13 protein-coding genes and 1 pseudogene are annotated in these 14,892 nt (G+C 68.1%); 9 read left to right on the top strand and 5 right to left on the bottom strand.

The annotated features are described in order from the left end of the window. Window positions 1-141: 141 nt before the first annotated feature. Window positions 142-1,272, top strand: coding sequence for a molecular chaperone DnaJ (gene dnaJ / locus DR_RS07305; RefSeq protein ID WP_164927968.1), 1,131 nt, complete (start codon window positions 142-144; stop codon window positions 1,270-1,272). A gap of 123 nt (window positions 1,273-1,395) precedes the next feature. Here the strand turns inward: dnaJ and DR_RS07300 are convergent, their stop codons facing one another. From DR_RS07300 to DR_RS07285, 4 genes are all read right to left on the bottom strand, one after another. Beyond that, on the bottom strand, window positions 1,396-1,725 hold the full coding sequence (locus DR_RS07300; protein WP_027480049.1) for a cyclic-di-AMP receptor: 330 nt from the start codon (window positions 1,723-1,725) through the stop codon (window positions 1,396-1,398). A gap of 130 nt (window positions 1,726-1,855) precedes the next feature. After that, the gene (locus DR_RS07295; protein WP_027480048.1) at window positions 1,856-2,374 is read right to left on the bottom strand and encodes a transcriptional regulator; all 519 of its coding nucleotides are present in this window, start codon (window positions 2,372-2,374) and stop codon (window positions 1,856-1,858) included. A gap of 198 nt (window positions 2,375-2,572) precedes the next feature. Beyond that, entirely contained in the window at window positions 2,573-2,854 is a 282-nt protein-coding gene (locus tag DR_RS07290; protein ID WP_010888060.1) for a hypothetical protein, read from the bottom strand. 193 nt (window positions 2,855-3,047) lie between these two features. After that, window positions 3,048-3,851 carry a [LysW]-aminoadipate kinase gene (locus DR_RS07285; protein ID WP_010888059.1) on the bottom strand — a complete coding sequence of 268 codons (804 nt, stop codon included), beginning with the start codon at window positions 3,849-3,851 and terminating at the stop codon, window positions 3,048-3,050. 139 nt (window positions 3,852-3,990) lie between these two features. On the opposite strand from DR_RS07285, the gene tmrD reads away from it, so the two are divergent. The 5 genes and pseudogenes from tmrD to DR_RS07260 all read left to right on the top strand — a co-directional run bounded on the left by tmrD (window position 3,991) and on the right by DR_RS07260 (window position 8,823). Continuing rightward, window positions 3,991-4,578 (top strand): putative tunicamycin resistance ATP-binding protein TmrD, encoded by a 588-nt coding sequence (gene tmrD, locus DR_RS07280; RefSeq protein WP_010888058.1) that lies wholly within the window; start codon window positions 3,991-3,993, stop codon window positions 4,576-4,578. Between the two features lie 60 nt (window positions 4,579-4,638). After that, entirely contained in the window at window positions 4,639-5,043 is a 405-nt protein-coding gene (locus tag DR_RS07275) for a response regulator (RefSeq protein ID WP_010888057.1), read from the top strand. Between the two features lie 65 nt (window positions 5,044-5,108). Continuing rightward, window positions 5,109-7,052: pseudogene (locus DR_RS17245) on the top strand (transglycosylase domain-containing protein); the annotation flags it as partial. Window positions 7,053-7,751: 699 nt separating this feature from the next. Then, window positions 7,752-8,138 carry a hypothetical protein gene (locus DR_RS17240; protein WP_027480046.1) on the top strand — a complete coding sequence of 129 codons (387 nt, stop codon included), beginning with the start codon at window positions 7,752-7,754 and terminating at the stop codon, window positions 8,136-8,138. A 52-nt stretch (window positions 8,139-8,190) separates the two neighbouring features. After that, window positions 8,191-8,823: a hypothetical protein gene (locus DR_RS07260; protein ID WP_010888055.1), complete on the top strand. Its 633-nt coding sequence runs from the start codon at window positions 8,191-8,193 to the stop codon at window positions 8,821-8,823. A gap of 21 nt (window positions 8,824-8,844) precedes the next feature. Here the strand turns inward: DR_RS07260 and DR_RS07255 are convergent, their stop codons facing one another. After that, the gene (locus DR_RS07255; protein ID WP_034350448.1) at window positions 8,845-10,320 is read right to left on the bottom strand and encodes an aspartate aminotransferase family protein; all 1,476 of its coding nucleotides are present in this window, start codon (window positions 10,318-10,320) and stop codon (window positions 8,845-8,847) included. A 255-nt stretch (window positions 10,321-10,575) separates the two neighbouring features. Here DR_RS07255 and DR_RS07250 point away from each other — a divergent pair, with 255 nt between their 5' ends. The 3 genes from DR_RS07250 to DR_RS07240 all read left to right on the top strand — a co-directional run bounded on the left by DR_RS07250 (window position 10,576) and on the right by DR_RS07240 (window position 14,843). Then, on the top strand, window positions 10,576-11,892 hold the full coding sequence (locus tag DR_RS07250; protein ID WP_162177709.1) for a hypothetical protein: 1,317 nt from the start codon (window positions 10,576-10,578) through the stop codon (window positions 11,890-11,892). After that, window positions 11,889-12,977, top strand: a complete 1,089-nt coding sequence (locus DR_RS07245) for a [LysW]-lysine hydrolase (RefSeq protein WP_010888052.1) — start codon at window positions 11,889-11,891, stop codon at window positions 12,975-12,977. Before DR_RS07250 ends, DR_RS07245 begins: the two co-directional genes overlap by 4 nt. 96 nt (window positions 12,978-13,073) lie before the next feature. After that, window positions 13,074-14,843: an SLC13 family permease gene (locus DR_RS07240; RefSeq protein WP_010888050.1), complete on the top strand. Its 1,770-nt coding sequence runs from the start codon at window positions 13,074-13,076 to the stop codon at window positions 14,841-14,843. The last annotated feature ends 49 nt before the right edge of the window (window positions 14,844-14,892 follow it).

The following is a 14,892-nucleotide window of genomic DNA, read 5'->3' as shown; positions in this document are numbered from 1 at the left end:
ATTTGGCGCATGGAACAGGATACGGCATGGCGCCAGGAAGCAAATCAGACCTTCCATACCCGCGCCACTTTTCTTGAGTGTGCTCGTGTTAACCTGGGGAGCGGAGGCCGGGCTGATCTGTCCCGGCGAAAAAGAAGACCTATGGACTACTACGAACTGCTGGGCGTGTCGCGGACGGCGAGCGCCGACGAAATCAAGAGTGCTTACCGCAAGCTCGCCCTCAAGCTGCACCCCGACCGCAACAAGGAAGAGGGCGCCGCCGAGAAATTCGCGCAGGTCAGCGAGGCCTACTCGGTCCTGAGCGACACCGAAAAACGCGCCCACTACGACCGCTTCGGCTCGGCGCCCGGCGCGGGGATGCCCGGCGGCGACYCCTTCGGCGGGATGGGGGGCATGGGCGGCGTGGGCTTCGACCCCATGGACATCTTCGAGCAGCTGTTCGGCGGCGCGGCGGGCATGGGTGGACGCGGACGGCGCGGCCCGGCGCGGGGCGACGACCTTGAAACCGAAGTGCGTATTACGCTCGAGCAGGCGCGCGCGGGCGAGGAAGTCGAAGTCACGGTGGACCGCCTGACCGAGTGCGAGCACTGCCACGGCACCCGCACCGAACCCGGCGGCAAGCCGCCCGTCACCTGCTCGACCTGCAACGGCAGCGGCGCCGTGCGCGGTCAAGCCCGCACCATTTTCGGCGTGGTGGAAACCCAGCAGGTCTGCCCGACCTGTAAGGGCGACGGCAAAATGGTGGTGGACCCCTGCACCGTTTGCCACGGGCGCGGGCGCACCCTCAAGTCCGAGCCGGTCAAGGTCAAGCTGCCCAAAGGCATCGACGAGGGTTACCGCATCCGCGTGGCGGGCCAGGGCAACGAAGGCCCCGGCGGCAACGGCGACCTCTACGTGCATATCGAGATGGAGCCGCACCCTGAACTGCACCGCCAGGACGAGAACCTGATTTTCCCCGCCCGCATCGGCTTTGCGACGGCGGCGCTCGGCGGGCGCATCCAGGTGCCCACCCTCGACGGCCCGCAGGAAGTCGAGGTCAAACCCGGCACCCAGCACGGCGAACTTCACCGTCTGCGCGGCCAGGGGATGCCCCGGCTCCAGGGCGCGGGCACGGGCGACCTGATTGTCGATTACGAAATTGTGGTCCCCAAGCACCTCAACGCCGAGGCAAAAGACGCCCTGCAAGCCTACGCCCGCGCTGTGGGCGACGAGGTACCCGAGGAACACGAGGGGCTGTTCGGCAAGATCGGCAAGCTGTTCGGGCGCGACTGAGACAAACTGCGATTGAATCCCCCAACCCTGGGGGGTGAAATCCAGAGAAATTACAGCTCAGCGGACAGAAAAAGTGCGGAGAGGAAGGCTCAGAGCTTCCCTCTCCGCACTTTCGTTTGCCCTCTACACCTTGACGAAATCCTCCACCCCGAGCACGAAAATCACTGCGCCGCCCACCGGCACCTCGACCGGCTCCTGCGCGACGCCGCCTTCGCTTTCGCTGACCAGACCGCGTGCGGGAACGAGCCGGGTGCGGCTGCGGCAGGTCTGACCGATCAGGGTTCTGAGGGTGTCGAGACGCTGGTCGTCCACGCCGATCATCAGGGTGGTGTTGCCCTCGCGCAGAAAGCCGCCGGTGCTGGCGAGCTTGGTGGCTTCGAAATGTTGTTCCGACAGGGCACGCATCAGCGCCGCCGCGTCGGCGTCCTGAATGACGGCCAGCACAAGTTTCATAAGGAGCAGCATAGCAGCCGCCGTGTCAGCTTCCGGTTGTCCCCAGTCACTGCGCCGCGCCCAGCAACGAAAACCCCCGGCGAGGCGCACGGGGCGCTGCCGGGGGTTGAGATGCTGTTTGAGCTGAGGCTCAGGCCGTCGTCTGCTTCTTGGCCGAGCTGCGACCACCCTTGGCGGGCACTTCGGGCTCAGGGGTGGCGCCGGGGGCTTCCTTCAGACGGAAAATCACCAGGCTGCCCACGAAGGTGCAGGTGATCATGCCGTGCGCGTTGAGCAGTGACAGCGCGGCCATGACTTCCTCACGGGTCAGGCGCAACTGGTCGCTCATGTACAGCGCGGAGTCGGCGCGGCCTTCGAGGTAGTCGCGGACCTTCTTGGCGTTTTCGGTGAGCGGGGTGGCGGGCACGTCGGCGAGGCCAGGGTCGGCCAGTCCGTACACGGCGCGGGTGCCGGTGCCGGGCAGGCGGCGCACCCGGCCCTGATCGAGCAGGCTGGCGAGGGCCGCCCGCAGGTGCGAGAGCGCCAGCCCGGTGGTCTTGGCGAGCTCGGTCTCGACCCATTCGGGTTTGCTTTCCAGAGCGGCAAGCACCAGCTTTTCGTTGGCGCGCCGCGTTTCTTGCAGGTCTTCGAGGGTAGGGGGGTTGAACATGCTCTCTCCTCCGTCCTTTGGCTGAACCTCGTGCCTGTGGGCGCCCGGGTGCACTTCGGCGGGCCGCAGTCACGGTTCAGGGGGAACATTCACAAAGCAGTGCACCTGTCAGCGCAACTTTCCTATTCTGCCAGAAAAGTTCTCATTTTGGATGAGCAGGGGCACAAGTTTGCCCCCTCTTTGGGGGGGGAATGGGCCCTAGCCGAACAGCGGCCCTAAGTCCGTCATCTCACCCGTCGGCAGCGGCTCGCGGAACAGGTAACTTCCGAAAATCTCCCCAAACTCGGCCCGCGAGAGCTGGCGCGTTTGCCCGCTGGGGCCGGTGGCCTGCACGCTCTCGCCGCGCATGGTGAAGCGGTACTCGCCGACCTCGCGGGTCACGGCCCGCTTGCCCCGGCCACTTTGCGTCGTCGCGGCGGTGCGGTATTCCTGGCCGCCGCGCTGGGCAAGGAAGGCAAGGAGGTCGGTGGCACTCAGCATGGCAGGGGAGAGTGTAGCGGGCGAGCGCCTCTGCTGGCCGCCCGTTCAAGAAATGACCCATCAGGAAATGCCACTTAGAGCATTTGACACAATAATCTGGTCTGTCTTTGACCCTCTACCTTGATGAGACTCAGGGAGCCGCTTGCGGAGAGGGCCTTGCAAAGCAAGGGGTGAGGGTTTTCTGTCAAATGCTCTAGGAAACCACAGTCCCCTCCCCAGCCAGCGCCGCCGAAATGGGCTTGCCGGCGCGGGCGTCGCCGAACACGACCCGGCCCACGCCCCCGGCCACCGCTTCGGCGGCGCCGAGCACCTTCTTTTTCATGCGGTCCTGCGCGAATTCGAGGTAACTCTCCACGTCGTTCGCCGGGATTTCACGAATCAGGCTGGCCTCGTCGGGGTAGTCGCGCAGCAGGCCCGGCACGTTGGAGAGCAGCAGCAGCGCCTCGGCCCTCAGCGCGGCGGCGAGTTGCGCGGCGGCGCGGTCCCCGTCCACGTTGATGGCGACGCCCTCGTAGCTGGCGGCGGGCGGCGTCAAGACCGGCAGATAACCCGCGCCGAGCAGCAGTTCGATCAACCCGGTGTTCACCTTTTCCACTGTGCCGGTGTGGTCGCCGCGCAGCACTTTGACCTTGCCGTTCTCCACCGAGCGCACGCTGTCTTTGTGCTTGCCCTCGAAGATGCGCCCGTCGAGACCGCTCAGGCCCACCGCATTGACGCCCAGCCGTTGCAGCCGCTCGACCAGCCCTTTGTTCATCTTGCCGCAGTACACCATCTCGAAAATTTCGAGCGTTTGCCGGTCGGTAAAGCGCGAGGTGTAGCCGCTCGGACTCGTCACGAACTTCGGTGGGTGCCCCAGCGCCTCGGCCACCCGGTTGGTTTCGCCGCTGCCGCCGTGCACCAGAATGAGTTTTTCTCCCGCCTGCCAGCGCTCCGCGAGGTCCGCACACACCGCGTCGTAATCGATGCCATCGCTGCCGCCTACCTTCACCACGATCATGTTGACTATCCTAATGCATACCAAGAAAGAAAATCGCTTGGCGAATGTAAAACAATGCTGATCTCTAGAAAGCATTCGAAAAATGAGCCTGACCTGTGGGCAGCAGCCGTGCCAATTTGGTCAGAGGGCTTCGTCTAGGGTGACGCCGATGCGCTCGCCTATCATCTGGATCAACGGCCCCTTTGGCGTGGGAAAGACCCACACCGCCCATACGCTGCACGAGCGTCTGCCGGGCAGCTTCGTGTTCGAGCCCGAGGAAATGGGGCAGGCGCTGCGAAAGTTGACCCCCGGCTTCAGCGGCGACCCGCAGGAACACCCGATGTGGATTCCCCTCATGCTCGACGCGTTGCAGTACGCCAGCCGCGAGGCCGCCGGCCCCCTGATCGTCCCAGTGTCCATCAGCGACACCGCCCGGCACCGCCGCCTGATGAGCGGCCTGAAAGACCGGGGCCTGAGCGTGCACCACTTCACCCTGATTGCGCCGCTGAACGTGGTGCTTGAGCGGCTGCGGCGCGACGGTCAGCCCCAGGTCAACGTGGGCACCGTCGAAGACCGCCTCAATGAACTGCGTGGCGAGCAGTTTCAGACCCACATCGACACCGCTGGCCTCGGCACGCAGCAGGTGGCTGAGCAGATTGCCGCCCAGGTCGGCCTGACGCTGGCGCCGCCGCCCCAGGGCGCGCTGCACTGGCTGCGCGGCGCGCTGGGACGGCGCCGGGAGAACTGACCGCTCGTCTGATACCATGCTGCCTTCCCGCGTTGCCCCGGCCTCGGCGCGGCGGGTATCATGGCGGTTATGGCGTATACCATTCTCGTCGCTGACGACGAGCCGGCCATCAGAACCATGCTGGAAGTCATCCTCTCCGCCGACGGGCACGAAATCGTGGCGGTGCCGGATGGCCGCGCCGCCCTGGCCTACCTGCAAAGCCACACCCCCGACGCCCTGCTGCTCGACGTGAAGATGCCCTACATGGACGGCTTCGAGATCTGCTCGCGGGTCAAGCGCATCAAACGCCTGCGCGGGTGTGCGGTGCTGCTGCTTTCCACCGTCGACGACGACCAGACGCGCGATCAGGCCAAACTGGTCGGCGCCGACGACATTGTGGTCAAGCCGGTGTCGGGCAAACTGCTGCGTGGCCGGGTCAACCAGCTCATCGAGGCGCGGCGCGGCGGGAGTCTCTATCCCCTTTGAACTCGTATCTCCTCTGATCCCGTGACGGTTCTTTTCCTTCTATCTGCCCTGTCCGCTCCCCGCGCATGTGGTATGCGCCCGCCCCAGGAGGCCCGGCATTGATTTTCTTCCTGCGTTTTCTCAAGTTCCTGTCGTCTCTGGTGATCGCGGCGCTCGTTGCAGGCGTCGGCGTGGCGGCCACCTACGTGGCCCAGTGGGGCCGTGAACTGCCCGATTACCGCGAGCTCGATAACCTGACCCGTTCGCTCGGCGCCGAGACCCGCGTGTATGCCCGCGACAACACGCCGCTGGGCACCCTGATTCCGCGCATCGGTGATCAGGCGGTCAGCCGCACCCTGGTGCAACTCGACGAGGTCAGCCCCTTCATGGTCGGCACACTGATCGCCAACGAGGACCGGCGCTTTTTCGAGCACTACGGTCTCGATCCCCTCGGGCTGGCGCGGCAGGTGCAGCGCCTCGCACGCGGTGAAGAGGTGCAAGGCGGCTCGACCCTGACCAACCAGCTCGTCAAGAACACCCTGCTGCTCGAGGAGTACAACCAGGCCCGTACCCCCGACCGCAAGGTCAAGGAGTGGCTGCTCTCGGCGCAGGTCGAGCGGTCCTTTACCAAGTCCGAGATTTTGCAGGACTACCTCAACGCGATCTACTGGGGCGACGGCGGCCCGGTTGAGCTCTACGGCGTGTACTCGGCGGCGCAGGCGTATTTCCGCACGGCGCCCAAGGACCTGACGCTGGCGCAGGCGGCCTACCTGACTTCTCTGATTCCCAACCCGCGCAACCGCTACGAGAACTTCGAGCGGCAGGTGCGCCCCGCCATGAAGGTGATGCTGGCGCGCATGGTGCAAGACGGCTGGATCACCCAGAACCAGGCCGACGCCGCCTGGAAGGAAAAGATCCAGCCGCGCGGCTGGACCATCGTCTACGACGACGCGGGCAACGTCAAAAGCGCCAAGCTGACCGACCCCAGCGCCAAGGAACTCAAGGCCGTGACGACCACCCGCGCCCCGCACTTCGTCCGGCAGGTCGAGGACGAACTGATTCGGCGCTTCGGGCGCGAAAAGGTGCGCGAGTCCGGCGGGCTGCGGGTGTACACCACGCTCGACCCCAAGGTGCAAAACGCCGTCGAAACCGCCAGCCGCGAAACCTACTACGGCTACATGACGGCTCAGGGACAGGCGCTGCCGCCCGGCACCACCCTGGCCGCCGTCATCATCGATCCCTACACCGCCGAGGTGCGCGGCATGATCGGGCAAAAGCTGGTGGGCAGCGACCCGCCCGCCGACTGGAACAACGCCGCGCAGGGCCAGCGGCAGGTGGGCTCGACCATCAAACCGCTGCTCTACACCACCGCGCTGGAAAAAGGCGCCACGCAGCTCATGCGCCAGCAAGACACCCGCTGGTGCACCCGCGACATCGGCTCGCGCGGCGGCTGGTACTGCCCGCAGGACTGGGAAGGCATCACGACCAACCGCTCCATGACCATCCGCGAGGGCCTCGACAAGTCGCTGAACCTCGTCGCGGTGCGCGTGGCCGAGTACGTGGGCCTTGAGACCTTTTTCAACAAGCTCAAGCTGCTCGACATTCCGCCGAACGAAGGCACCAGCTACGCGGCGGCGCTGGGCGCGGTGGAAACCACCCCGGTCAAGCTGGCGGCGGCCTACGCGCCCTTCGTCAACGGGGGCCTGTACCGCCCGCCGCGCTACATCACCAAGGTGACCAATGCACGCGGCGAGGTGCTCTACGACGCCGACACCGACGTGCAGTTGCCGACCCGCGTGTGGTCGCCGCAAGTGGCCTACCTTGGCCTCGACATGATTCGCGGCGTGGTCAACGACCTCGGCGACCAGCAGGGCGGATTGGCGAGCCGCGCGAAGTTTGGCGACTGGCCGGTGGGCGGCAAGACCGGCACCACCAACGGCGTGACCAGCGGCAACAAGGACTTCTGGTTCGTGGGGACCACCCCCATCTACACCGGCGCCGTCTGGGTCGGCAAGCAGCAGAGCGGCGAAATGTCGCGCAACTACTACTCCGGCTGGGTCAACGGCCCCATCTGGCGCCGCATGATGGAGCTCGCGCACAAGGACAAGACGCCGGTCAAGTTCAACGAGCCGCCCGGCATCTACCGCGTGCCGGTGGGCGAGGCCACGCTGCCGGGCGTGACGGTCGCCATGATGGACCCCCGCTACCGCCGCAGCACGACCGAAGTCGTGCCCGAAGCAGTGCCCGAAGGCCCCAAGTACTCCGAAACCACCTTCGACCCCGGCACCCAGGACGCGAACACGGTGGTCGTGGACATCGACCGCGCCACGGGCCGCATCGCCACCGAGTTCACCCCGCCCGAGAACGTGGTGCAGCGCCGAGTGGAAATCCGGCAGTTGCCCGGTACGCGCCCGCCGCCAACCCCGCGCCGCTCACCGACCAGCAGCCCGACCCCGCCGCGCTCAAGCAGGTCAAGCCGCAGGCCCCGCTGCCGGTGGCGCCCGCCACTCAAAAACCTGCACAGAAACCCGCGCAGCCCTGAGCTCCTGCCCCCTTCCTACACCGCCCGCGCCCTATGCCGGGCGGTTTTCCGTGCTGCGTGCGCTGAGCCTTCTCACCCTGCCGTCATCCGGCGCGGCGCGGGGCGCGGGCATAGTCGGGAAGCTATGGCAGACCTTTCCGGCCCGGCCCGCGCTTCACGCCCTGCATTCGCCTTCCCGGCCCGGCGGCTGGGGGCGCCGCTGCTCTCGCTGCTGCTGGCGCTCGGCGCGGGGGGGGCGGACGCCCGCGTGCGGCTGGGAGAGCTGCTGCCGGCCCACCCCTGGCAGAGTGCCGAGCGCGAGGTCGTGGTGGTCTACACCCACGACTGCGGCGACCTCGGTGAATTGTGGGGCGCGGTGCTGCGGAGCGGCCTGCCGGTGCGCGCCGTCAACGCCGAGGACGTGACCTCGCCGGCCCCGGCGGGCCTGAAGCCCTGGCGTGGTCCGGAGGCGACGCAGTTTGCCCGGCAGCTCAAGGTGGGCACCTACCCGGCGGTCTTGCTGGTGCGTGGCGGGCGCATTCTCAACGCCTGGGAAGGCACTTTTCAGGGCACGGGGCTGACGAAGGGCGAGTGATTGAGGCCTGATACGGTTTCAAATTGAGTCCCGGACATGTCCGGGCGCAATTTTGCGCGGAGTGCATGGAAAAAATACGGTTCTAAGGAGATGGACGGGCATCCGGCGCCTCTTCCGGATGTTCGGGAATCGGATTAAAACCGTTGAGCTCTGGCACAATGCCTCCGTGACCTCTTCTGCCGCCGAGCGCCCCACCCGGCCCATCGCGGGCAAACCTGCCGGCTACCTGGGCCTGGCGACCTATTCCAGCCTGGGGCGGCTGTGGCAACTGCTCGCCGGGGCGGCGCGGGCCGGGCGGCAGGTGAGTGTGGTGCGCGGCGACAGCCCCGACAGCGCCCGGCGCCGCGTCGCGGGGTATGAGCTGCCCGGCGCGGGGCTGCTGCTCGACCCCGCGCCGCTGTTGCGCGACCTGGAAGACGGCTTCGCTCCGCATCCTGCCCTCGTCGCCCTGCTTGCCGGGGACGTGGGGCCACTGCGCGAGCTGCTGAACACCGATTACGTGCTGCGGCTCGACTTCGTGGTCGCCCTGACGAGCGGGCGCGAACTGGTGGCGCGGCCCGAGTTCGGCTATCAGCCGCGCCCGGACCGGCCCGCGCCGTTGCCGAGCGGCCTGACCCTGCGCCCGCGCCGCCTCAGCCGCGACGAGGTGCATCTGCTGCTGCAACGGGCGTGCGGGCTGGCCTGAGCGTCAGCCGTACGTCGCGCTTTACCCGTCGCTCGGCGTGCGCTTTTTGGGCTTGCTCGCCGCGAAGGTCGCCAGCCGCAGCAGCGTGGGCGCGGGCGTATGCGTGACCAGACTGCGGGCGTTGGGGTTGAGCTGCGCGAAGCGTTCGACCCGGTCCATCAGCTCGGTGAACACGTCCTGCGGCATGTCGAGCGCGGGGGAGAGGCGCACCACCCGTTTGCTGCTGAGGCTGAGGTTCGCCATGACGCGGGCGTGGTGCAGTTCGCGCAGCGCCAGAATCGCGGTGCCCTCGTAGACCAGTTCACGAATCGCGCCCGGCAGCGCCAGCCCGACCACCGGCTGAAACTGCATGGCCAGCAGCAGGCCCTGACCGCGCACCGCCTGCAGCAGTTTGGGAAAGCGCCGCTGCAAGTCCTGCAAGCGGGCCAGGCCCTGTTCGCCCAGGGCGCGGCTGCGGGCGGGCAGGTCGTTTTCGAGCAGGTACTCGAGTGACTTCAGGCCCACCGCCATGCTCAGCGCCCCGCCGCCGAAGGTGTTGGAGTGGCGCTTGCTGCTCAGGCCGCCGAGCATTTTCTTGTAGATGGGCTGCCGGACGATGGTCGCGCCCACCGGCACCAGCCCGCCGCCGAGCGGTTTGGCGAGGGTAATGATGTCGGCGTCGAGCCCCTGCGCCGCCGACTCGAACCAGTGGCCGGTGCGCCCCAGGCCAGTCTGAATCTCGTCGGCAATGACCACGATGCCGTGCGAGCGGCAGAACTCCCCCAGGCCACGCAGAAAGCCGGGCGGCGGAATGTTGACCCCGCCCTCACCCTGAATCGGTTCCACGACCACCGCGATGATTTTGTCCGGTCCCGCGCGGCGCACCAGAGCCTTCAGCGCATCGAGGTCGCCGTAGGGTGAGGTGAGCGCACCGGGCACCAGCGGGCGAAACACGTCCTGGTACTCGGGGTTGGGCGTCAGGCTGAGGCTGCCGTAGGTCTTGCCGTGGTAGCCGCTGCCAAACGAGATGAAGTGCCGCGCCTCCGGGCGCCACGCCTTGGCGAACTTCATCGCGCCCTCGATGGCCTCGGTGCCGCTCGAGCAGAAGAAGACCTGGCTGTCGCTGTGGCTCGGCAGCTCACGCGACAGCAGCTTGACGAGGTTGGTTTGCAGGGCTGCCCGCCAGGGGCTGCTCGACTGCTGCGGCAGCGTCATGGCGCGGTTGTGTTCCAGAAATTCCTGCATGAAGCTGGTGATGGCGGGCGGCATTTCCCCGAACGGCAGCGCGGCGTACCCGCAGGCGTTGATACGCCGCACGCCCTGCTCGTCTTCGAGTTCCCAGGGCGAGGTGCGGTAAAACGGCCCCGCCAGCCCCAGCACGTCGAGGCCGTAGAGCAGTTCCTCGTTGCCGTATTGCAGGTCGAGGTGCCGCGCGCGCGCCGGGGTCAGGCGCTCGTGGAGGACATCAGAGGTGCGAATAAAGCCGCTGGGCAGCTCGGGCGGCGATTGAAGGCTCATGCGCCAGAGTCTAGCGGGCACTCGGCAGACAGGCGCTCCCCGGGACCGGAACTGCAACTGCAACTGAGTCTGCCGACAGCTTCAGCGCACGACGATAAATCTTCCCCCATCCCGGCCCCCGGACCAGACCCGGTATGCTGGGCCGCGATGAAGCGTGACGAGCATAGTGGTGACGCCGGGAGCGCGGGCGGCGAAACTGCCGCTGCGGAAGGCGCCTCCCAGACCCCTCCGGAAGGCCCGACAGGAGGCCAGCACATGAGTCAACGGGCAGAAGCGGTATTAAATGCCAGCGGCGTGCGGGGGCCGGCCCTCGCCTCGCTTGAAGGCGGCTCCGGCCTGTTCGCCCTGACCGGCGAGCACCTGATTTTCCACGACGGACACGGCACCCGCCGCGTGACCCTGCGCGACCTTTCGCGCATCCACAGCGACGCTGAGGGCACCCTACGTGTGGAAACCCCGGCGGGCGTGGCAATGAGCGCCAGCCTGATCGGGTTCGACGGCGACGCTGTGCAGCAGTTTTTCGGTCAGGTCCGCGACGTGACGGCGAAGATCAAGGCGCTGACCCCCCCGCCGCTGACCCCTCCGTCCCCGGCGAGCGCCCCCAGTGCGCCCGCGCAGGCACCGGTTGATACCCCCGCCCCCCGGCGCTCCGAAGACGTGGCCTCCAGCCGCGCCGAGGAACCTGCCGCGAGCAGCCCGGCGCCCCGGCCCGCACCGACCCCGCGTGCTGAGCCGGCCCGCGCTCCGGCGCCTGAGCCCAGCCCCGACCCCGAGCAGGGCGTGAGCGTGACCGCCGTGCGGCGCCCGGAATCCGAGACGCAGCGGTTTTCCAGCCCGGCCCCCCGCATCACTGTCAACCGGGGTGGGCAGCGCGAGCAGCTCGCGGCGGATGCCCGCAGCCCCCGCGAAAACGGCCTGGGCCTGAGCGGCGCCGTCGGCAGTGGGCTGGGCCGCAACCTGCCCCCGCCCGGCTCGGTGGAAATCCGCGCGGTGCGTCACCCGACCTCGGGCCAGCCGGCCCCGGCGCCCGCCAGTCCTGCCCCCAGCGGGCCGGTCCTGGGAGAACAGCACATCGTGGCCGCGCCTCAGCCGCCCGTCGTTCAGTCGCCCGCACCGCACGCCGACACGCCCGAATATGAGGCCGTGCCCCATGCCCCGGAAGCTCACACCGTTGCTGTAGCACCGGTCAGCCCCGCTCCGCCCCACGTCCCGCCCACCGAGCCGCTGAACTACACCAGCCGCGACCTCGGTACCCAGGCCGGACGGGTGCGCGGCGTGCCGGGGCGACTGCGGCTGCTCGCCGGCGTCCTCGTCATCGGGGCCATCGTCACCGCGCTGCTGATGTTCGGCAATGCCCAGCGGCTGCTCGCCCTCTGGGTGCTGATTGCGGGCGTCGTGGGCGCCATCGCTCTGCTCAGCGTGGCCGAACTCGCTCAGTTGCAGACCATTCAGGCGGCGGTGCTCGCCGGGCCGGAGGCGGCGGAAGATGAACCTGTTCCCGCTGAGCCGGATGAACAGGCAACTTTCAACTCCACAGAAGCCGACGAGAACACCCCGGAGCGTCACGGGTGACCCCCACGCCGGACGCGCAGGCCGCCCGCGAGCTGATTCGGCAGGCGGTCAGCATCCCCTCCCTGTCGGGCGAGGAGCAGGCCATCGCCGCGTTCCTGCGCGACTGGATGGCGCGGCGCGGCTTCGACGCTCAGGTGGACGAGGCGGGCAACGCGGTGGGCGTGCGCGGGAGTGGCCCACTCACCGTCGCGCTGCTCGGGCACATGGACACCGTGCCCGGCGACATTCCGGTGCGGGTGGACGAGGCGGGCGTGCTGCACGGACGCGGCAGTGTGGACGCCAAGGGGAGCCTCTGCACCTTCATCGCGGCGGTGTCGGCTCTGCCCCCCGAGGCGCTGAGCGCCGCCCGCTTCGTCTGCATCGGCGCCACCGAGGAGGAGGCGCCGAGCAGCAAGGGCGCCCGGTACGCCATGCGCCAGCACCGGCCCGATTTCGTTTTGATCGGTGAACCGAGCGGCTGGGCCGGGCTGACGCTGGGGTACAAGGGCCGGCTGGTAGCAAAAGTCCGGGTGGAAAAAGACAACTTCCACACGGCGGGCGACGGTACCTCCGCCGCCGACGACCTCACCCTCGGCTGGCAGCGGGTGCGCGAGTGGGCCGCCGGATTTGCCCCAGCAGACAGTGGGGGGGGCGGCATTTTCGACCGCGTGCAGGTGACGTTGCAAGACCTCGGCAGCTCGGGCGACGGGCTCACGCAGCGGGCCTGGGCCACCATCGGTCTGCGCCTGCCGCCTGCGCTTGCGCCGTATCAGGCCGAGGAAGCCATCGAACAGGCGTTCGCAGGGCTGGGCGCCGACCTTACCTTCACCGGCCACGAGTCGGCGGTGCGGCATCCCAAGGACAATGCACTGACCCGGGCGCTGCGGGTCGCCATCCGCGAGCAGGGGGGGACGCCGACCTTCAAGGTCAAGACCGGCACCAGCGACATGAACGTGGTGGCCGAACTCTGGCCGGTGCCGACCCTCGCCTACGGCCCCGGCGACTCGGCGCTCGACCACACGCCCGAGGAACGTCTCGACCTAGCCGAGTACGACCGGGCGGTGGCGGTGCTGACCTCCGCTCTGACCCGGCTGGTGGGCGGCTAGCTCATGCCCACCGCGCCGTGAGGACAAAAGCTGAGGCCCTGGCCCCGGCTTTCCTTTTGCTTATGCCCTGACTCTTTTCCCCCGCAAGGAGCCCGCATGGACCCCGTCACCATCTTGCTTATTCTGTTCGTGGTCGCGCTCGTCCTGTTCGCCACCGAGTGGCTGCCAGTGGACGTCACGGCGCTGGGGCTGCTCTCGGCGCTGCTGCTGTTCGGGCTCCTGAAGCCCAAGGAAGCCTTTGCGGGCTTCGGCAGTGACACGGTGCTCACCCTCGCTTCGCTGTTCATCCTGACGCGGGTGCTGCTGCGGGCGGGGGTCATCGAGTGGATCGGGCACGCGCTCGCCCGGCGCGCCCGCAATGCCAACGCGATGCTGCGGGCGATGCTGGGAACGGTGGCGGGCGTCAGCTCGCTGACCTCCAACACCGCGACCACCGCCGTTTTTTTGCCGGTCGTCTCGGGCCTGTCGCGCCGCGCGGGGATTCCTGCCAGCCGCTCGCTGATGCCGCTCGCCTTTGCCAGCATCCTCGGCGGGACCATCACCGTCATTGGGACGAGCACCAACCTCGTGGTGTCGGGGGCATTGCCGGCGACGGGTCTCAAGCCGCTGGGGTTTTTCGAACTCGCCTGGGTAGGGGTGCCGGTGGCCCTCGTCGGGCTGCTCTACCTCTTTTTCGTCGCCCCCAAACTGCTGCCGGACCGTGAAGCACAACTGGAAGACACCCTGCGTGCCTACCTCGCCGACCTCACGGTGGCGCCGGGCAGTCCACTCATCGGCCAAAGCCTGCGCGAGTCGGGGCTGGGGCGCGACCACGGGCTGACGGTGGTCGCAGTGCGCCGCGCCGGGCCGGGCGGGGAAGGGCTGACTTCGTATGCGCCGGGGGCCGATTTCATCATTCAGGAGGGCGACACCCTGGCACTGGAAGGCCCCACCGAGCGGATTCTGGCGGGCAAGACCAACCTCGGCGTGGTCAGCCGCAGCGAGCAGAAGATGCTGGCCGCTGAGGGGGGCACGCCGGGGGCCACCGTGCGGCTGGTCGAAGCGGTGGTGCTGCCCGGTTCGCCGCTGCTGGGCCGCACGCTGCGCGAGGCGCAGTTTCGCGAGCGCTACGGCCTGAGCGTGCTCGCCCTGCACCGCCGCGAACGCACCGTGGAGCGGCTCGGCCAGCTGCGCATCCGGGTGGGCGACGTGCTGCTCATCCAGGGCCAGGCCGACCGGGTGGCGCGCCTCGGCGACCGCTTCGCCGTGCTCGGCGACCTGACCGACCAGCAGAGCGACCTGAAAAAAGCCCCCCTCGCGCTGCTGCTGTTTCTCGGGGCGGTGGCGCTGGGGGCGACGGGTGTGGTCCCGCTCGGCGTGGCGGTGGTGGTGGCGGCAGCGCTCAGCCTCATCCTACGCCTGATTACGCCAGAAGAAGCCTATGGGAGCGTGGAATGGCCGGTCATTGTCCTCGTCGCCTGCATGCTCGCCTTCGGCACCGCCTTCGAGCAGACCGGCGCGGCCAAGGTCCTCACCGGAGCGCTCTCGGGCGTGCTGGAACCGCTCGGCCCCTACGGCCTGCTCGGGGCGCTGTTCCTCGTCACGGTCATTCTCACGCAGCCGATGAGCAACCAGGCCGCCGCGCTCGTCATGCTGCCCCTCGCCATCGGCACCGCCAAGGCGCTGGGCTACGACCCCCGGCCCTTCGTCATCGGCATCACGGTGGCGGCGAGCAACTCGTTCATCACCCCGCTGGAGCCGTCGTGCATGCTCGTCTACGGCCCCGGCCACTACACCTTCATGGACTTCGTGCGGGTGGGTGCCGGGCTGACGCTGCTCGCCTTCGCGGTGTCCATGGTGGTGATTCCGCTGGTGTGGCCGTTCTGATACGGTTTCAAATTGAGTCCCGGATATGTCCGGGCGCTATTTGAAACCG

Source organism: Deinococcus radiodurans R1 = ATCC 13939 = DSM 20539 (genome assembly GCF_000008565.1).
GTDB lineage: Bacteria > Deinococcota > Deinococci > Deinococcales > Deinococcaceae > Deinococcus > Deinococcus radiodurans.
The sequence above is the reverse complement of the archived record's forward strand: the minus strand, read 5'-3'. Positions and strand labels throughout refer to the sequence as shown.